Below are 17,259 nucleotides of genomic sequence, written 5' to 3'. Positions count from 1 at the left end.
ATCGCGAACTACGAAAGGGCAGCTTTCTGAACTGCCCGTCCAGCACGACTGTCTCTCCACATGCGCCCGACGGGATTCGAACCCGCATCTTCCAGGCCCTAAACCTGGAGCTCTTGAGCTTACTTTCGGCTGTGTGCGATCCAGCAAGGGCCGCTTGCGCGGCATCAGCCACCGATAAGGGGAAGATTTGGTCTCGATCCCTTCGGCTTGAGGGCTGGCGCTCGCCTTCGCGCACGTGCCTATTCGATTCGCCGTTGACCAGTTGAGCTACGGACGCTCGCAACAACGTGAGCCGCGCCGTCCCCCGGGGCGGCTCGAGAGCGAGTATAGGCAGGCGCGGAGACCGAAGTCAATTAGAGGCTGGTTCCTATGCAGACACGGCGCGAAGACGACAGAAACACATGCGTCTTGCAACGCCTGGGGAGGGCCTGTAGGCTGGCTTCAGCCGCTGCTCGGAGGGGGTTCTTCAGGCGGCTACACATCCGTGGTGCACGCGTCATCCGGCTCGCCCGAGGTGCAATTAACCATGTCATCGTTTACTTCTGCCGCTGCGCCGGGGGCCGCGCAGCCCCATGCCGCGATCCGCGTGTTCGAGCTGCACGGCCCCGGGTCCGTGCGCGTCGGCCATCGCCTCGTGCCGCCTGACGGCGCGCTCATGCGCGTCGAGACGACCGGCGTCTGCGGCACCGACCACCACATCTGGGCGGGTCGGATCGACGTGCCCGTCCCGCTGCTGCTCGGCCACGAAGTGATCGGCCGCCTCGAACGCCTGCCCGACGACCACGGCCTCGTCGCGGACGCACCGCTGTCAGAGGGCGACCGCGTGCTGATCGCGCCGGGCGTCCCGTGCGGCGCGTGCGCCGGCTGCGACGGCGGCGGCCGCTGCCTCGACCGGCCCTGCTACGGACTGACGATGACGGGCGACGGCCTCACGGGCGGCTTCTCGCCGTACATGACGCTGCTGCCCGGCACCCGCGTGTTCGGAGTGCCCGAGGAGCTGCCGGCCGAGCGCGGGGTCTTCGCCGAGCCGATGGCGTGCGTGCTGAGCGCGCTGCGCAAGGCATTCGGAGCTCAGTACGTGCCGCCGGGCCACGACGGGCTCGTGCTCGGCTTCGGCGTGATCGGGCTCTGCTCCGCGACCGCGATCGCCGCCGCCGGCGGCACTGCGACGGTCGTCGAGTACGACCCGGCGCGGCGCGAGCTGGCGGCGTCGCTGGGCTTCGAAGCGCTCGCCTCCGTCGAGGAGGCGGCCACGGCCGGCGCCCGCGACGGGGGCTTTCCGCTCGTCGTCGACGCGGCTGGGACGCCGGCGGCGTTCGCGAGTGCGCTCGACCTGCTCGCGTGGAGCGGCACGCTCGTCGAGCTGGGCAACTTCGCCGACCTCGGCGAGGTCGCGATCAAGCCGAGCGACATCTGCCTGCGCGACCTGCGCATCGTCGGCAGCGGCGAGACCTTCTACGAGGACTTCCCGCCCGCGATCGCGCTCGTCGGCGGCACCGCCGTCGACCTCGGCAGGGCGATCACCGACGTCCACCGCTTCGACGCGCTCGGCGACCCGAGCGACCTCTTCACCGTCCGCGCCGCAGGAAAGGCCATGGTCTCCTTCGCATGACTCCCAGCACGCACGGCAACGGCTCCGGCCCCAGCCGTCCAACCGGGGCGCAGGTGTTGCTGCTGACGCCCTTCACCGACGACGGCGAGGTCGACGAGCGCTCGCTCGCCTCGCTCGTCGACTACGTGATCGACGGTGGGATAGACGGGATCGTCGGCCTCGGCACGACAGGCGAGTTCTTCACGATGTCGGTCGAGGAGCAGGCGCGCGTGATGACGCTGCTCGCGGCCGAGGTGCGCGGGCGCGTGCCGCTGACCTTCGGCGTCGGCAACAGCGCGACGAGCGTCGCGATCGAGCTGGCCAGGCACGCCGAGGCGCTCGGCGCCGACGGCGTGATGCTGCAGCCGCCCTACTACTTCGACCACACGCCCGCCTCGACCGAGGCGCATTTCGTCGCCGTCGCGAACGCCGTCGGGCTGCCCGTGATGGCGTATGACGGCGGAGCGGGGATCGAGCTGAGCGTCGAGCGCGTGCGCCGCATCAACGAACAGGCGCCGAACGTCAGGTACGTGAAGATCTCGATCGTCGACCCGGGCAAGGTGCAGGCGTACGCCGACGGGGCGCCGGCGCTCGAGACGCTCGTCGGCGACGAGAACATGCTGCTGATGGGGCTGCGCCACGGGGCGATCGGCAGCACCGTCGGCTGGAGCAACGTCGACCCCAGCGCCGTCTCGCGCGTGCACCGTGCGTTCGAGGCGGGCGATCTCGACGGGGCGCGCACGGTGCTGCTGCGCGAGGTGGTCCCGGCCGTCTCGCCGTGCATCACGGCGAAGAACGGCTGGATCCGCAGCTACAAGGAGATCCTCGCCGCGAAGGGCGTGATCGCCTCTCCCGCGACGCGCCTGCCGCTGACGCCGCTGGACCCGATCCGCAGAGACGAGGTGCTGTCGGCGATGCGCGAGCTGGCGCTGATCTGATGCACGGCCGCTGCGCGCTCGCTCTATTCGATCTCGACGGCGTCCTGGTCGACTCGCGGGACGCAATGGAAGAGGCGTGGGAGGCGGTCCAGCGCGATCTCGGCGTGACGGTGCCGTTCGCCGCCTACTTCCGCGAGATCGGCCGACCGTTCGGCGACATCATGGAGCGGCTCGGGCTCGAGGACCAGGCCGAGGAGATCGAGCGCGTCTACCGCGCGACGGCGCTGCGCACCGCGCCGCGCGTGCCCGCGTTCCCTGGCGTCGAGGCGGCGCTCGCGCGGCTCGCGATCGCTGGCGTCAAGCTCGGCGTCGTGACGTCGAAGGCGCGGCCGCAGACCTACTGGACGCTCGCCCAGTTCGACGTGCCGTTCGAGACCGTGCAGACGCCGGAGGACCGTCACCCCGGCAAGCCCTCGCCATGGCCGCTGCTGATCGCCGCCAGCGAAGCCCGCACCGACGTCGACGACGCCGTCTTCATAGGCGACATGGACGTCGACTGCGACGCCGCGCGCCACGCCGGCATGCGCTTCATGCACGCCGCGTGGGGCTACGGCAGCCGGCCGGCGGGCGTCGACCAGCTCAGATCCGCCGACGAGATCAGCGACCTCGCCCGCCTCGGCACGCGCTAGCGGGTCAGAGCGGCAGCTTGCCGCGACCCTGGCGGCCGGCAGCGGCGCTTCTGTTGGTCGCCTTGCGCGAGGACCGGAACGGCTTCTGGAGCCAGTGGCCGAGCTTGCCGGGCGCCGCTCCCGCGCCCTTCTGACCGGCGCCGAGGACCGTGTCGACGCCGCGCTGCGGGTGCCGCGAGAGGCGCGGCAGCAGGAACGCGAGGACGAGCAGGACGATGCAGATGGCGATGATGGCTGCGATGAGCATGCGCCGACAGATACCCGCAGCGCGCCGGTCGCATGCGCAGCCCAATCGCGACGGTTATGTCAAACCGGCGACGAGTCTAACCCTCAGGTCGACAGTTCGGCTATACAGCAGGATCGCCCGGGCAGCAGGCGATCCCGGCATCATGCCGCCTGATCCTCGCGATACCACTCCGGCCACGGGTCCGGCAGGCGCCGCCAGCCGTCAAAGCCCATCGAAAGCTCCGGATCGGTCAGCAGGCAGGCGTCCAGACGCTCGGTCAGGCGCTCGCGGTCGAGCCCGGCACCGATGAAGACCAGCTCCTGACGCCGGTCGCCCCAGCGGCCCGCGGCGACCAGCGCCTCGACCTGCGCGCGCTCGCCCGGCTCCTCCGGCCACGCCGCGGGCGGGACCACCGCCCACCAGGCGCCGGCCGGGCCGACGTGCACGATCCCGCCCGCGGTCGACCACTCGGCCGCGACCGCTGGGCGCGAGGCGAGCCAGAAGAAGCCCTTCGAGCGCACCACCTCGGGGAACGCGCCGTTCACGAGCGCCCACAGCCGCTCGGGGTGGAACGGCCGGTCGCGCCGGTAGGCGAACGAGGAGAAGCCGTACTCGTCGGCCTCGGACTGCTCTTCCCCCCGCAGCACGGCGAGCCAGCCCGGCGCCTGTGCCGCCCGCTCGAAGTCGAAGCGGCCCGTGCCGAGCAGCTCGCCCGGCGCGACGCGGCCGCGCTCGGCGCGGAGCTGGCGGGCGGCTGGGTTGAGCCGCCGCAGCAGCGCCTCCAATCGCGCCAGCTCCTCGCCGGCGACGAGGTCGGTCTTGTTGAGGACCAGCACGTCGGCGAACTCGACCTGGTCGAGCAGCAGGTCGACGACGGTGCGCTCGTCGTCCTCCCCGAGCGACTCGCCGCGGTCGCCGAGCCCTTCGACGGAGCCGAGGTCGCGCGCGAAGGCGTGCGCGTCGACGACCGTCGCCATCGTGTCCAGCCGCGCCATGTCGCCGAGGCTGCGGCCGTGCTCGTCGGCGAAGGTGAACGTCTCGGCGACGTTCAGCGGCTCGGAGATCCCGGTCGACTCGATCAGCAGGTAGTCGAACGCCCCTTCGCGCGCGAGGCGGCCGACCTCGACCAGCAGGTCCTCCCGCAGCGTGCAGCAGATGCAGCCGTTCGTCAGCTCGACGAGCCGCTCCTCGACACGCGTCAGCGCGCTCGCGCCGCCGCGCACGAGCTGGGCGTCGACGTTGATCTCGCTCATGTCGTTGACGATCACGGCGACGCGCAGGCCCGCGCGGTTGGAGAGCAGGTGGTTCAGCACCGTCGTCTTGCCGGCGCCGAGGAAGCCGGACAGGACGGTGACGGGCAGACGGCTGTCACCGGCGGCCGGCTGGGCGGAAGCGGCCTGCGGGGCGGGGCCGTCGATCTGGTCGGTCATGGCGCCCAGCCTAGCAATAAATGAGATTCAGTCTTATTTGAGAACAGTTCCCATTCTCTGTACCCTGCTGCACATGCCCTTCCCCCGCCGCCGTGCTCGTGCCCTGCTCGCCGCCGCCCTCTCGGTCGTCCTCGTCGCCGCGCTCGCGGGCTGCGGTGACTCCGGCGACGACGCAGGCGCCGGCTCCGGCGACGGCGCGGTGAAGGTCGTCGCGACGACGACCGTGCTCGGCGACGTCGTGCGCGAGGTCGGCGGCGACGCGGTCGACGTCACCCAGCTGCTGCAGCCCAACAGCGACCCGCACGACTACGAGCCGCGGCCCGACGACGTGCTCGCGACCGCCAAGGCGAAGGTCGTATTCGCCAGCGGCGACGGGCTCGACGGTTGGATCGACGACGTCGTCAAGCAGTCCGGCGGCGACGCCGCGCTCGTCGACGTCGCCGCGAGACTGCCCGTGCAGCGCGACGGCGGCGACGACGCGCACGACCACGCCGAGGAGGGCGCCGCGGACGAAAGCCACGCGGAAGAGGGCCACGCGGAGGACGACCCCGGCGCGACCGACCCGCACTGGTGGCACGACCCGACCAACGTCGAGACCGCCGCCGCCGTCGTGCGCGACGAGCTGACGAAGGCGAACCCCGGCGGCAGAGCGACCTACGCCGCCAACGCGGCGAGACTCGTCGCGCAGGTGAGAGCGCTCGACGCCTCGATCAGACGCTGCCTCGACGGCGTGCCCGTCGCGCAGCGCAAGCTCGTCACCGACCACGACGCGCTCGGCTACTTCGCCGACCGCTACGACGTCGAGATCGTCGGCGCGGTGATCCCGTCGCTCTCGACCCAGGCGCAGCCGTCCGCCGGCGACCTCGCCGACCTCGCGAAGGTGATCAGACGCGAAGGCGCGAGAGCGGTCTTCCCCGAGTCGGGCTCCAGCCGCAAGCTGCCCGACGCCGTCGCGCAGGAGACCGGCGCGACCGCCGAGTACCAGCTCTACGGCGACTCGCTCGGTCCCGCCGACTCCGCCGCCGGGACCTACGTCGGGATGGAGGCGCACAACGCCGACGCGATGGTCAGGGGCTTCACCGGCGGCGCCAGAGGCTGCACGATCGAGCGGTAGGATCGGCTCCATGTGCATGCAGTGCATGGCCGGCGCGATGACCGCCACCGCGGGCGCCGCCGGCATCCGCGCCTGGCTCGCGACGCGCGCGTTCGGCTGGCTGACGCCGAAGCGGCTGAAGGCGATCACGTTCGTGCTGATCGGCGCCGCGCTGTTCGCCTCGACGCTGCTCGTCAGCGGCTCGACGCCCGCATCGGGCTGACGGCCCACGCGGCTGGCCCGCTCAAAGCCGCGGGCGATCACCCAGCTGGGGTGACCCTCCTTCACCCCCGCCGCAGGGAGGATCGCCCCGTCATGGGCGACGCGATCGGTCAGGTCCTCTCCTTCGGCGTCGGCGTCGCGCTCAGCCCGATCCCGATCATCGCCGTCGTGCTGATGCTGGCGACGCCCCGCGGGCGCGTCAACGGGCCGGCCTTCATCCTCGGCTGGGTCCTCGGGATCGCCGTCGTCGGCACGATCGTGCTGCTCGTCGCCGGCGGCGCCGACGCCAGCGAGGGCGGGGAGCCCGCGACGTGGGTCAGCATCCTCAAGCTCGTGCTCGGGGTGCTGCTGCTCGGCCTCGCCTGGAAGCAGTGGAAGGGCCGGCCGCGCGGCACCGAGCAGGCGAGACTGCCCGGCTGGATGAGAACGATCGACGGCTTCACGCCGCCGCGGGCGATCGCGATGGCCGTCGCGCTGTCGGCGATAAACCCGAAGAACCTCGTGCTCGTCGTCGGTGCCGCGGCGGCGATCGCGCAGACCGGCGCCGGCACCGGCGACCAGGCAGTCGCGCTCGCCGTCTTCACGCTCGTCGCGACGCTCGGGCCCGGCCTGCCGGTCGCGATCTACTTCGGGCTCGGCGAGCGCGCAACCGCGATCCTCGACGAGCTGAAGACCTGGATGTCGCGCAACAACGGGGTGATCATGACCGTGATCGCGCTGATCATCGGCGCGAAGCTGATCGGCGACGGGATCAGCGGGCTCTGAGCCGCGCCCGGCGCGCTCAGCCCTCGCCGTACCAGCGCAGCGCGCGCTCCATCACCGGCTCCAGCGACGAGAAGAAGACGAAGCCCGCCGCTATCGCGGCCGGGATCGTCACGTACGGCTTCAGGACGGAGTCGAGCAGCGTCAGCGCGCCGACGGCGACGCCGAGCGCGGCGACGAGCAGCACGTAGTGCATCGCCAGCAGCGCGATCGCGCGGCGGCGCCGGTCGGGGCCGCGGGCGGCGCGGGCGCTCAGCTCGCGGTCGAGCGCACGCGTGCGCTCCTCGACCTCGCGCGCCTCCTCGTCCTCCAGCAGCACCAGCACGCGGCGCCAGCCGCCGCGCGCGTCGAGCAGCGTCCGCTCGCCCGTCGTCACGACGACCTTCGCGGGCGCGGCGCGCAGCAGCAGCTCGGCCGCCTCCGGCGTCAGCTCGCCTTCGGCGAGGCCGTCCCCCTCCAGCTGCGCCTCCGGCAGCTCGTCGAGCGCGGCGCGCGCCTCGGGGCTGAGGCCGCTCGCCGCGAAGCGCGCGCGACCGGGCGCCGTCCACGGCTCCAGCAGCGTCGAGAAGAACGCGCGGCGGCGGCGTGCCTGCTCTTCCCGGCTGAGACGCAGCCAGCGCATCCCGAGCTTGCTCGGCAGCGGGCTGTGCGGCTCGCGCTTGCCGCTGTAGCGCAAGCCGGCAGCAGGATGAGCGACGTACGCCCACTCCTTCGCTGCCGCAGTCTTCGCCATCGCCCCCAAACCTACCGGGGCGGGCCGACGCCCGGCGTCGTCACGCGGCGACGAGCAGGCGCGCGCGCAGCTGCTCCTGAACGACGGCGTCGAGGCCGAGCGCATCGGCGAACCACGCCTCGACCGACCCGTAGGAGGCCTCGAGCTGCTGCAGGCCCGCGGCGAGGTAGCCGGGCTCGACGCCGAGGATCGGGTGCAGCACGTCCGCGTCGCCGCCGTTGCGCACGAACGCGTCGACCAGCGGCGCGAAGCCGGCGAACGCGAGCCTGTCGCTCAGCATGAAGTCCTCCAGCACGGCGCCGTCCGGCACGCCGAGCAGCAGTAGGAGCGCAGCCGCCGCCCAGCCGGTGCGGTCCTTGCCCGCCGTGCAGTGGAACAGCAGCGGGTGGGTGTCGGCACGGTCCGCGATCGCGGTGTAGAGCGTGCGAAAGCCCGCGTGGGCGCTCGGCAGCGTGACGAAGTCGCGGTAGGTGCGCGCGAACAGCTCCTCCACGTGACCGCCGCGAACCGCCTCCGCGACCCGCTGTGGGTCCTTCACCAGCTCGTTGAGCTGAGCTGGGGCCGCCGCCGCTCTGTCGCCGAGCACGTCGGCGACGATCAGCTCGACGCCGTCCGGCAGGCGATCGGGCAGGAACGCGCGCTCCGCGTCGGTGCGCAGGTCGACGACGGTGCCGACGCCGAGTCCTCCGAACGCCGTCAGCGTGTCGCCGCTCAGCTGGCCGAGCTGGCCGGAGCGGTAGAGCACGCCCGTCCGCACGTGTGCGCCGCCGGCCGCCGGCAGCCCGCCCGCGTCACGCAGGTTCGGCATCGCCGCCAGCAGCGGAGCCGGGCGGACGGGGATCGGATCGTCGGCGATCGACACGGCCAGCGAGGTTAGCTGGCCGTGTCGCCCCAGGTCGCCGCGCGCGCCTACGCCTCCTCGGCGAACGCCTGGCGCAGCTGCTGCTCCTGCTCGTCGGACAGGTTGGTCTGGATCAGCTCCGCGTGCGTGCTCTGGAACGCGTCCACGACGCGGTCGACGACGGCACCGGAGGTCAGCAGGAAGAGCGCCGAGCTGCCCGGTCTGATTCTGTCGCGGGCGCTCTCGATGAAGTCCTTGTCGATGCCGACGTTCGTCATCGAGCCGCCGAGCGCCCCGGCGGCAGCGCCGACGGCCATGCCAAGCAACGGGATGAAGAAGATCAGCCCGAACAGCAGGCCCCAGAACGCGCCGCCGAGCGCGCCGGCGCCGGCGAGGTTGTCGAGGTGGCGCGTCTTGGGCTTCTTCTTGCCTTCCTGCCACGACACGATCGCGGCGTCGTGGAGCTGGATCAGCTCCTGCTTCTGCAGCTGCTCGATCTTCTCGACGGCGCTCTCGGCGCCGAACGGGTCTTGAAATCTCCAGACGGTCAGGGTCGCCATCGGTCAGCGTGCTCCTTCGGGTCGCGGGTCGTCGTCCGATCCTCCGCTCGACGCGGGTGACCGCTCGTCACCCCTCGGGGGTGAGGCGAGCGCCTCCGCGATCCGCTCGTCGATCGAGACGCGTGCGCCGAGCGGCGTCCGCCGCAGCAGCTCGGCGACCTGCGCGTGCACCGCCGCCAGCCGCAGCTCGATCCCCTCCGCGGCGAGCGCGTCGGCCAGCTCGCCGAGCGTGTCGAGCGTCTCGACGTCGGCGTCGGGCGTCTGCGCCAGCTCCAGCACGACGACGCGCGGCTGCGGGTCCGCCGCCGCGACGAGCGCGAGGATCCGCTCCTTGACGGAGACGACGTTGGCGTAGAGCAGCGCTCCGTCGCTGCCGACGACGAGCGCGCCAACCGGTCTGCGCCACGTCGGGTGACGGTCCGCCCGGCCCCATCCGCCGTGCTCGGGGTCGCGCACGTAGAAGCCGACCGCCGGCCGGCTGAGCCGCTGCACGACGACGACGAGCGACAGGCCCGCGGCGACGACGAGGCCCTGCAGCACCCCGAGCGCGAGCACGCCGAGCAGCGCGACGCCCGCGAACGCGACCGCCGAGCGGCGGATGCGGGCGAAGCGGCGCAGCTCGGCGACGTTCAGGAAGCCGCTGACCGCGACGATCACGATCGCGGCGAGCGTCGCCTGCGGCAGCTGCTCGAACAGCGGCGCGAGGAACGCGCCGGTCAGCAGCACGAGCGCCGCGGCGACGATCGACGTCAGCTGCGATCTGCCGCCCGACCGCTGCGCGGCGGCCGTCTGGCTCGCGCCGCCGGACTGGACGAAGCCCTGCGAGAGGCCGGCGAGCAGGTTCGAGCCGCCGAGCGCGACGAGGTCGCGGTTCGCGTCGAAGCGCGAGCCGTCGCGGTTCGCGAGCGTCCGCGCGACGCCGATCCCCTCGGCGCTGACGAGCATCACGCCGAACGCGGCGCCGACGAGGTCGACGAGGTCGCCGGCGCCGACGTCGGGGAGCGCCGGGTCGGGCAGCGCGCGCGGGATCTCGCCGACGACGTCGACGCCGTAGCCGCGGAGGTCGAACAGCGCCGAGATCCCGATCGCGAGCGCGAGCAGCAGCAGCGTGACGGGGACCGCGGGCGCGACGCGCTGCACGACGAGCAGCAGCGCGACCGACGCGGCGCCGACCGCGAGCGTCCCGCCGTCGACCGCGCCGAGGTCGCCGAGCAGGTCGCCCAGCCGTTCGAAGAAGTCGCCGTCGCCGGCCGGGATGCCGAGCAGGCTCGGCAGCTGCCCGATCGCGATCGTCAGGCCGAGCCCGAACAGGAAGCCGGTCATCACCGGCTTGGAGACGAGGTCGGCGACCGCTCCGAGGCGCAGCGCACCGGAGACCGCGAAGACGGCTGCGCAGACGAGCGCGAGCGCCGCCGACAGCGCCGCGAAGCGGCTCGTGTCGCCGTGTGCGAGCGGCCCAACCGCCGCCGCCGAGACGGCCGCCGTCGCCGTCGTCGCGCTGACGACGAGCGAACGGGAGGTGCCGAGCAGCGCGTACGCGAGCAGCGCGCCCGGCGCCGCCATCAGGCCCGCCTGCGGCGGCAGCCCGGCGATCTGCGCGTACGCGACCGCCTGCGGCACGACGACCGACCAGACGATCGCGCCCGCGACGACGTCCGGCCGCAGCCAGGCGCGCCGGTACCCGCGCAGCCAGGCGGGCGCGAGCCGGGCGCTCACGACGGGCCGGGCGCGTCCCCGAACACGTCCGCCCAGTCGTCGCGCATCGAGATCGCGTGCCAACCGTCCTGCGCGCCGCGCGCGACGCGCGCGAGCACCTGCTCGGCGCCGTCGTCGTAGGCGAACTCGCGCTCTGCGTCGTCGTGGCGCAGCACCAGCCGCAGCGCGGGCAGCTCGGCGCCGCCGGCGAACTCCAGCATCGGCACGTCGCCGTTGGAGTTGCCGACCGCGACGAGCGGCCGACGGCCGACGCGGCTCCAGATCCGCACCGGCTTCTCCGGCCCGTCGTCGAGGAAGTCGAGCCCGCGCTTGTAGACGACCGCGCCGCCCGCACCGCCGCTGCCGGTGGGCGCGTCGTAGCGCAGCGCGAAGCTGCTGCCGATCACGCGTTCGCGCGGGATCGCGTACAGCGCCTCCGCGGCAGGGCGCATGAAGTCGCGGTCGCCGCCCGAGGCGATGTAGGTCGCGAAGCCGTGCCCCTCCAGGTACCGCAGCAGCTCGACCATCGGCCGGAACGCGCATGCGCGGTAGGGCCGCTTCAGCGACGGGTGCGACGCCGTCGCGAGGAACGCGGCGACCTCCTCGGCGTACGCGTCGACCGTCATCTCGCCGAACGCCTCCAGGACCCCGCCGAGCAGCAGTCTGAGGTCGGCGTCGTCGCCGTCGTAGTGCTTCACGAGCGCGCCGGAGAGCCACGCGCCGTCGTGCTCGCGCGCCGCCTTCCACGGCTGCCGCCCGCGCAGCGCCGGGTTGTCCTGCGCCATCGCCGCGAAGCGCCGCAGCACGAAGTCGAGCTGGATCGGGATCGGCTTCTCGCACCACAGCGTCCCGTCGTTGTCGAACACCGCGACCCGCTCCTGCGGCGCGACATGGCCGGCGCCGTCGCCCGCCGCCGCCTCGACGAACGCGACGATCGCTGCACGCGTCGCGGTGTCCTGCCAGGAGGGGAGCGGATCGTCCTGCATGGCGCTCAGCCGACCTGGGCGTACGTCTGGTCGCGCGACGGGGCGAGCAGCTGCAGCTCCCGCGCGCGGCGCACCGCCTCGCGGCGGTCGGCGGCGTCGAGCTTGCGGTAGATGTGCTTGAGGTGCGTCTTGACCGTGTTGACCGAGACGTACAGCTCGGTCGCGATCTCGCGGTTGGACATCATCGTCGGCAGGCAGCGCAGGACCGCCTCCTCGCGCCCGCTGAGCGGCTCGGGCAGCGCCAGCGGGCGGGCGCCGTCGTGCTCGAGCGCGTCGAGCAGCTCGCCCGCGAACGAGCGGTGCGCGGTGCCGGCGCGGATCGTCCGCGCGAGCAGGTCGCGCAGCGACGGACCGAGCGCCAGCAGCTCGTGGCGGAAGCCGTCCGGCTCGGCCAGCGCCAGCGCGCGCTCGAGCGCGCAGCACGCGCCCGCGTCGTCGTCGAGCGCGTCGCGCGCGACCGCCTCCGTCGTCCACAGCTCGACCGCGACCGCGCGCGGGACCGTCTGCTCCAGCCACGGCTCGACCGCCGCGCTCGCCGACGCCGGCTCGCCCGCCGCCAGCCGCAGCCGCCCGAGCGCCGCGGCGTGCTCGGGCCGCGGCCCGGCCGCGCGCGCCGACTCCAGCAGCGCGCCCGCCTCCGCGCGCTCGCCGCGGGCCGCCCGCAGCAGCGCCTCGTGCGCTGCGAAGCGCGCCCGCAGCGGCGCGTGCAGCGGCCACGAGCGCAGCTCGGCCTCCGCCGCGCGCAGCCGCGCGATCGCCGCGTCCCACGCGCCGTCGGCGGCGAGCAGGCCGATCCGCACGAGCGCGACGAGCGCGCGCAGCGGCGGCTCGCCGCTGCTGCGGACCGTCCGCTCGGCGCGCGCGAGGACGCGGTCGGCCTCCTCGGTGCGGTCCCAATGCAGCAGCGCGCTCGCGAGCACCGCCTGCGCCGTCGCCGCGGCCGGCGTCGCGTCCCAGCCGTGCCGCTCCGCCAGCTCCAGCGCCGCCGCGGCGCCGTCGGCGGCGCGCACGAGCCGGCCGCGCAGCGCCTCGCCGAGCGCCAGGTGCGCGCGTGCGAGCAGAACGATCGCGTCGAGCTCGCGCTCGCGCGCGCCGGCAAGCGCCGCGTCCAGCCGCTGCGCCGCCGCCTCCAGCTCGCCGCACCACGCCTCGGTCGCACCGAGGTGCGCGAGCGCCGCGACGCGCAGCTCGTCGGCGAGCGCGGCGTCGCCGTCGCCGGACGGCACCGCGCGCCGGCCGGCGGTCAGCACGGCCGCGGCGCGCGTCGTCCGTTCGACGTCGCCACAGACCCTGCCGAGCAGCAGCTCGACGACCGCCTGCCCGCGCGCGAAGCCGAGCGCGCGCGCCGGCGGCAGCGCGCCGGCGGCCTCGCCGGAGGCGTCCTCGGCGGCGTCCTCGGCGCGCGCCAGCAGCGTCGCGGCGCCGGCCGCGTCGCCGGCCGCGGTCGCGGCCGCCGCGCATGCCAGCGCGACCTCCGGCCAGCGCCGGTGCAACGCCGGCGGCATCCGCTCGGCGACCTCGCGCAGCAGCTCCAGCTCGCCGTCGAGCAGCAGTCGCAGCCAGCCGTCGGCGACCGCCTCGGCGGCCAGCTCCCACGCGCTCGCCGCGAGCGCATGGCGGACCGCCGCGCCCGGCACGCCGTCGCGTTCGTGCCAGCGCGCCAGCAGCAGGTGCAGCTCCGCCAGCTCCTCCGGCGCGGTGCGCGCCAGCTCGCTGCGCAGCAGGCCGGCGAACAGCGGGCCGTAGCGGTAGCCGTCGCGTCCCCCGTCGAGCCGCTCGACGAGCGCGTTGCCGTGCACGAGCCGCTCCAGCAGCTCGGCCGCGTCGGGCCGACCGCCCAGCTCGACCGCCAGCTCGACCGTCAGCTCCTCCGCGACCGCCGTGCGCAGCAGGAAGCGGCGCACGTCGCCCGGATGGCCGGCCAGCATCTCGGTCAGCACGAAGTCCGCCACCGCACGGTCGTCGCCGCCGAAGCCGGCGACGAAGGCGGACGGGTCGGCGTGGTCGCGCAGCGCCAGCGCGGGCAGCACGAGGCCCGCCGCCCAGCCGCCCGAGCGCCGCCACAGCTCGCGCGCGTCGACCGCGTCCAACGGCGCGCCCCACGCGGCCAGCAGCTCGCGCGCCTCGGCCGCGTCGAACGCGAGGTCGGCCGCGCGGATCTCGCTGAGGCGGCCGCTGACGCGCAGCCGCTCCAGCCCGAGCGGCGGGTCGGCGCGCGCGATCAGCACGAGCCGCAGCGCCGCGGGCGCATGCCGCAGCAGCGCGGCGAGGTCGTCGTGGATCGCGCCGTCGGTCAACTCGTGGACGTCGTCGAGCACCAGTACCAGCGGGCGCGTGCGCGCCGCGAGCCGCTCGACCAGCTCGGTGAAGACGCGGTCGATCCGGCCGCGCGGCGGCACTGCCAGCTGCGCGAGACCGGCATCTGAAGGGTCGGCGCGGGCGAGCGCGGCGAGCACGCCGGTCCAGAAGCGGCGGCGCTCGTCGTCGTGGCCGTCGAGCGCCAGCCAGGCGACCGGCCACGCGACGGCGCCGCTCGCCAGCCACGAGGCGACGAGCGCGGTCTTGCCGGCGCCGGCAGGTGCGGAGACGAGCGTGACGCCGTTCGCGGAGCCGTGCGCGAGCGCGCGGAAGAGACGCTCGCGACGGACCGGCGCGACCGGCGGGCAGGGCGGCGCGAGCTTCGTGGCGATCGTGTCGTTGGGCCTGACGCTGCGGGTGGTCTGCCCCATCTCACTCGCTGCCTCGTGGTGTCCCTGCCGGGCTCTCCGTCGCGAGCATACCCCGCCGTCGACAAGCTGCTCAAACTTCGTCAACCGATCGTTCACGCCCAGCTGTCACCCGTCCGGGGTGATGACCCGTCACCCGTGGCGGCCGACAATGGGCTCGACCGCCGATGACCCGCGAGCACCCACCTCCGCTGCCGCGCACGCTCGTCCATCGCCCACGGCTGCTGGAGCGCGTGGACGCGGGCGTGCGCGGGCCGTTGACGCTCGTGAGCGGGCCGGCCGGCGCGGGCAAGACGACGCTGCTGGCCGACTGGGCGCATGCGCGCGCGACCGCGGACGACCATCGCACCGTTCTCTGGCGCACCGTCGAGACGACCGCGCAGGCCGGCGACCTGCTGGCGCAGCTGACGCGCGCCGCCCCACTTCCCGGCGCGTCGCCGCTCGTCGCGATCGTCGACGGGCTCGGCGCGCACGCGGCAGAGCGCGCCCACGACCCGGCGCTGGCGGAGCGGGTCGCGGCGCTGCTGCGCGAGCGCACCGACGCGCTCCACGTCGTGCTCGCGACGCGCGGCGAGCCGCCGTTGCCGCTCGGCCGCGTGCGGCTCGACGCGACCGTCGTCGAGCTGGGTCCGGCGGAGCTGGCGTTCACGTGGGAGGAGGCGCGCTCGCTGCTCGCCGCGCGGCTGCCGGCCGCGCAGGCGCATGCGCGCTGGGAGCAGGTCGAGGGTTGGGCCGCTGGGCTCACGCGCGAGCCCAGCGAGCTGCCCGCGTACGTCGAGCGCGAGCTGCTCGGCGGGCTCGGCGACGAGCTGCGCGACTTCCTCCTGCGCGTGAGCGTGGCGGACGAGCTGACGCCGGAGCTGGCCGCCGTGCTGACCGGCGCCGCCGACGCTGGCGGGACACTCGACCGGCTCGCACGCGCCCACGCGCTCGTCGTGCCGCTCGACCGCCACGGCGGCGGCTACCGGCTCGCGCGGCCGCTGCGCGAGGCGCTGCGCGCGGCGCTGCCGGCCGCGTTGCCCGGCGAGGCGTCGGAGCTGCACCGTCGTGCGGCGGAGTGGCACGGGCGCGCCGGCGACGCGCTCGCCGCCGCCCGGCACGCGCTGGCAGCCGGTGCGCCGGAGCTGGCCGCCGACACGCTCGCAGGCGCGTGGCTGGACCTGCTCGCGCGCGGCCGCGACGTCGAGATGGCGGAGCTGCTCGCGGCGATGCCGGCGGCGACGCTCGCCGGCGACCCGGAGCTGCGCGTCTGCGCCGGCGCGCTGGCGACGGCGCGCGACGCCGTCGCCCAGGCGCTCGACCGCCGCTTCGACGGCGAGGCCGCAGCCGGCGCAACCCGCGACAGCATGGGCGCGACGCTCGCGGCAGCGCGGCTGCGGCTCGCGCGGCTGGAGGGCGACGTGCCGGCCGCCGCCGATGCCGCGGCGGCACTGAGTGACGCCGGCCCGGACGGCGGCGAGGCGTGGGCCGAGACCGGCGCCGAGGTTCCCGGCGGGCTCGCGGCGCAACGGCGCCGGCGCACGCTCGCGCTCCAGCAGCTCGGCGTCGCCGAGCTGGTCGCGGGTAGCGCCGCCGGCGCCGCCGCGCACCTGGAGCAGGCGCTCGGGACGGCGCGCGCGGAGGGCTTCGACCACCTGGCCGCCGCCTGCCTCGGTCCGCTCTGCGGGCTCGACGCGCAGCGCGGCCGGCTGCGCTCCGCCGCGGCGTGGGGCGCCGCGGCGATCGAGCTGGCGGAGCGGATCGACGACCGCCGTCCCGCCGTGCTGGTGCCCGCGCACGTCGGCCTCGCCGTCGTCGCCTGGCTGCGCGACGAGCGCTTCGCCGCGGAAGCCGAGCTGGCGCGCGCCGAGGCGTGCCTGGCCGAGGCAGGTCCCGCCGCCGACCCGCTCGCCGCGCTGACCGTGCGGCTGCCGGCGGCCTGGCTCGCCGCCGCGGACGCCCGCGCGGCAGGTCCGGCGGGCGGAGCGGGCACGGCAGGCGCGGCGGGGCGCGCGGGCACGGCAGGCGCGGCGGGGCGCGCGGGCACAGCAGGCGCGGCCGGTGCCGAGACCGAGCTGGCGCGGCTGGAAGAGGCGGCGGCGCGCGCGCTGCTGGCGGCGCCGAGACTGCCCGACTGGCTGCTGCTCGCGCTCGACGAGGCGCGCGTGAAGCTGCTGCTGGCGCTCGGCCGCACCGGCGCGGCGGCGAACGCCGCCTCGGCGCCGCGCGGCCCGTCTCGCCCCGAGCGACTGCTGCTCGGCGCGCACGTCGCGCTGGCGCGCGAGGACCCGGCGGAGGCGCGCTGGCTCGCCGACCGCTTCCTCGCGCGGGCGACGACCGACACGCGGCCGGCCCACGTGCTGGAGGGGATGCTGCTGCAGGCGTCGACGACATACGAGCTGGGGACCGTCTGGGACGCACTCTCGTGGCTGGAGCGCGCGATCGCCGCCGCCGCCGAGGAGCGCTGCCGACGGCCGTTCGCGGAGGCGGGCGCGCCGATCGGCGCGCTGCTGCGGGTGCTCGCGCGGCGCGGCCCGTGGCCGCCGGTCGGCTTCGTCGCGGAGCTGCTCGACGAGCGGCCGGCGGGGACGGCGGCGGAGGCGCCGGGCGACTCGGCGCTGAGCCAGCGCGAGCGGGCGATCCTGCGCTATCTGCCGTCCGGTCTCTCCAAGCGCGAGATCGCGGGCGAGCTGGGCGTCTCGGCCAACACCGTCAAGACCCACGTCAGCTCGATCTACCGCAAGCTCGACGTGCGCTCGCGCGCCCAGGCCGTCGCCCGCGCGCGGGAGCTGGGCCTGCTCGCCCGCTGACCCGTGTCCGGCGACGCCGCGCAAGCCCACGACGCCCC

15 protein-coding genes and 1 tRNA gene are annotated in these 17,259 nt (G+C 74.9%); 7 read left to right on the top strand and 9 right to left on the bottom strand.

Features of this window, described 5'->3' with window-relative positions; translation table 11 throughout:
- Window positions 1-61 precede the first annotated feature (61 nt).
- Window positions 62-277, bottom strand: a tRNA-Leu gene (locus CWOE_RS32600).
- 249 nt (window positions 278-526) lie between these two features.
- Here CWOE_RS32600 and CWOE_RS07680 point away from each other — a divergent pair.
- The 3 genes from CWOE_RS07680 to CWOE_RS07670 are packed head-to-tail and all read left to right on the top strand — an operon-like array spanning window position 527 to window position 3,158.
- The gene (locus CWOE_RS07680) at window positions 527-1,612 is read left to right on the top strand and encodes an alcohol dehydrogenase catalytic domain-containing protein (protein ID WP_012933016.1); all 1,086 of its coding nucleotides are present in this window, start codon (window positions 527-529) and stop codon (window positions 1,610-1,612) included.
- Window positions 1,609-2,529: a dihydrodipicolinate synthase family protein gene (locus CWOE_RS07675; RefSeq protein WP_012933015.1), complete on the top strand. Its 921-nt coding sequence runs from the start codon at window positions 1,609-1,611 to the stop codon at window positions 2,527-2,529. The genes CWOE_RS07680 and CWOE_RS07675 overlap by 4 nt, the downstream gene beginning before the upstream one ends.
- Window positions 2,529-3,158, top strand: a complete 630-nt coding sequence (locus CWOE_RS07670; protein WP_012933014.1) for an HAD family hydrolase — start codon at window positions 2,529-2,531, stop codon at window positions 3,156-3,158. Before CWOE_RS07675 ends, CWOE_RS07670 begins: the two co-directional genes overlap by 1 nt.
- Before the next feature lie 4 nt (window positions 3,159-3,162).
- Here the strand turns inward: CWOE_RS07670 and CWOE_RS07665 are convergent, their stop codons facing one another.
- Together CWOE_RS07665 and CWOE_RS07660 are read right to left on the bottom strand one after the other, a co-directional pair.
- Window positions 3,163-3,405: a DUF6411 family protein gene (locus tag CWOE_RS07665; RefSeq protein ID WP_012933013.1), complete on the bottom strand. Its 243-nt coding sequence runs from the start codon at window positions 3,403-3,405 to the stop codon at window positions 3,163-3,165.
- Window positions 3,406-3,545: 140 nt separating this feature from the next.
- Entirely contained in the window at window positions 3,546-4,814 is a 1,269-nt protein-coding gene (locus CWOE_RS07660) for a GTP-binding protein (RefSeq protein ID WP_012933012.1), read from the bottom strand.
- 73 nt (window positions 4,815-4,887) lie between these two features.
- On the opposite strand from CWOE_RS07660, the gene CWOE_RS07655 reads away from it, so the two are divergent.
- From CWOE_RS07655 to CWOE_RS07650, 3 genes are all read left to right on the top strand, one after another.
- Window positions 4,888-5,928, top strand: coding sequence for a metal ABC transporter substrate-binding protein (locus CWOE_RS07655; RefSeq protein ID WP_012933011.1), 1,041 nt, complete (start codon window positions 4,888-4,890; stop codon window positions 5,926-5,928).
- Between the two features lie 10 nt (window positions 5,929-5,938).
- Entirely contained in the window at window positions 5,939-6,130 is a 192-nt protein-coding gene (locus tag CWOE_RS32595) for a hypothetical protein (protein ID WP_012933010.1), read from the top strand.
- 92 nt (window positions 6,131-6,222) lie between these two features.
- The gene (locus tag CWOE_RS07650; protein WP_012933009.1) at window positions 6,223-6,894 is read left to right on the top strand and encodes a GAP family protein; all 672 of its coding nucleotides are present in this window, start codon (window positions 6,223-6,225) and stop codon (window positions 6,892-6,894) included.
- A gap of 16 nt (window positions 6,895-6,910) precedes the next feature.
- Here CWOE_RS07650 and CWOE_RS07645 read toward each other — a convergent pair whose 3' ends face one another.
- Genes CWOE_RS07645 through CWOE_RS07620 form a run of 6 tightly spaced genes read right to left on the bottom strand, consistent with a single transcriptional unit; the run spans window position 6,911 to window position 14,435 of the window.
- Window positions 6,911-7,624 carry a hypothetical protein gene (locus tag CWOE_RS07645; RefSeq protein WP_012933008.1) on the bottom strand — a complete coding sequence of 238 codons (714 nt, stop codon included), beginning with the start codon at window positions 7,622-7,624 and terminating at the stop codon, window positions 6,911-6,913.
- A 40-nt stretch (window positions 7,625-7,664) separates the two neighbouring features.
- Window positions 7,665-8,486 carry a tyrosine-protein phosphatase gene (locus CWOE_RS07640; RefSeq protein ID WP_012933007.1) on the bottom strand — a complete coding sequence of 274 codons (822 nt, stop codon included), beginning with the start codon at window positions 8,484-8,486 and terminating at the stop codon, window positions 7,665-7,667.
- Window positions 8,487-8,533: 47 nt separating this feature from the next.
- Window positions 8,534-9,025: a DUF1269 domain-containing protein gene (locus CWOE_RS07635; protein WP_012933006.1), complete on the bottom strand. Its 492-nt coding sequence runs from the start codon at window positions 9,023-9,025 to the stop codon at window positions 8,534-8,536.
- Window positions 9,026-9,028: 3 nt separating this feature from the next.
- A complete protein-coding gene (locus CWOE_RS07630; RefSeq protein ID WP_012933005.1) occupies window positions 9,029-10,741 on the bottom strand; it encodes a SulP family inorganic anion transporter in 1,713 nt (570 codons plus the stop codon).
- Complete coding sequence (locus CWOE_RS07625) at window positions 10,738-11,706, bottom strand: HAD family hydrolase (protein ID WP_012933004.1); 969 nt, start codon at window positions 11,704-11,706, stop codon at window positions 10,738-10,740. Before CWOE_RS07625 ends, CWOE_RS07630 begins: the two co-directional genes overlap by 4 nt.
- Window positions 11,707-11,711: 5 nt before the next feature.
- Entirely contained in the window at window positions 11,712-14,435 is a 2,724-nt protein-coding gene (locus CWOE_RS07620) for a LuxR C-terminal-related transcriptional regulator (RefSeq protein ID WP_012933003.1), read from the bottom strand.
- Between the two features lie 164 nt (window positions 14,436-14,599).
- Here CWOE_RS07620 and CWOE_RS33325 point away from each other — a divergent pair, with 164 nt between their 5' ends.
- Window positions 14,600-17,221 carry a LuxR C-terminal-related transcriptional regulator gene (locus CWOE_RS33325; protein ID WP_012933002.1) on the top strand — a complete coding sequence of 874 codons (2,622 nt, stop codon included), beginning with the start codon at window positions 14,600-14,602 and terminating at the stop codon, window positions 17,219-17,221.
- Window positions 17,222-17,259: the final 38 nt, after the last annotated feature.

It is taken from the genome of Conexibacter woesei DSM 14684 (assembly GCF_000025265.1).
Classification (GTDB): domain Bacteria; phylum Actinomycetota; class Thermoleophilia; order Solirubrobacterales; family Solirubrobacteraceae; genus Conexibacter; species Conexibacter woesei.
This window is presented reverse-complemented; position numbering and strand designations above follow the sequence as displayed.

Excerpts from the sequence above, each read along its gene's own strand:
- CWOE_RS07670 (WP_012933014.1), top strand. The coding sequence starts at position 2,529 with ATGCACGGCCGCTGCGCGCTCGCTCTATTCGATCTCGACGGCGTCCTG.
- CWOE_RS07665 (WP_012933013.1), bottom strand. The coding sequence starts at position 3,405 with ATGCTCATCGCAGCCATCATCGCCATCTGCATCGTCCTGCTCGTCCTC.
- CWOE_RS07620 (WP_012933003.1), bottom strand. The coding sequence starts at position 14,435 with ATGGGGCAGACCACCCGCAGCGTCAGGCCCAACGACACGATCGCCACG.
- CWOE_RS07625 (WP_012933004.1), bottom strand. The coding sequence starts at position 11,706 with ATGCAGGACGATCCGCTCCCCTCCTGGCAGGACACCGCGACGCGTGCA.
- CWOE_RS33325 (WP_012933002.1), top strand. The coding sequence starts at position 14,600 with ATGACCCGCGAGCACCCACCTCCGCTGCCGCGCACGCTCGTCCATCGC.
- CWOE_RS07645 (WP_012933008.1), bottom strand. The coding sequence starts at position 7,624 with ATGGCGAAGACTGCGGCAGCGAAGGAGTGGGCGTACGTCGCTCATCCT.
- CWOE_RS07650 (WP_012933009.1), top strand. The coding sequence starts at position 6,223 with ATGGGCGACGCGATCGGTCAGGTCCTCTCCTTCGGCGTCGGCGTCGCG.
- CWOE_RS07680 (WP_012933016.1), top strand. The coding sequence starts at position 527 with ATGTCATCGTTTACTTCTGCCGCTGCGCCGGGGGCCGCGCAGCCCCAT.
- CWOE_RS07675 (WP_012933015.1), top strand. The coding sequence starts at position 1,609 with ATGACTCCCAGCACGCACGGCAACGGCTCCGGCCCCAGCCGTCCAACC.
- CWOE_RS32595 (WP_012933010.1), top strand. The coding sequence starts at position 5,939 with ATGTGCATGCAGTGCATGGCCGGCGCGATGACCGCCACCGCGGGCGCC.
- CWOE_RS07660 (WP_012933012.1), bottom strand. The coding sequence starts at position 4,814 with ATGACCGACCAGATCGACGGCCCCGCCCCGCAGGCCGCTTCCGCCCAG.
- CWOE_RS07655 (WP_012933011.1), top strand. The coding sequence starts at position 4,888 with ATGCCCTTCCCCCGCCGCCGTGCTCGTGCCCTGCTCGCCGCCGCCCTC.
- CWOE_RS07635 (WP_012933006.1), bottom strand. The coding sequence starts at position 9,025 with ATGGCGACCCTGACCGTCTGGAGATTTCAAGACCCGTTCGGCGCCGAG.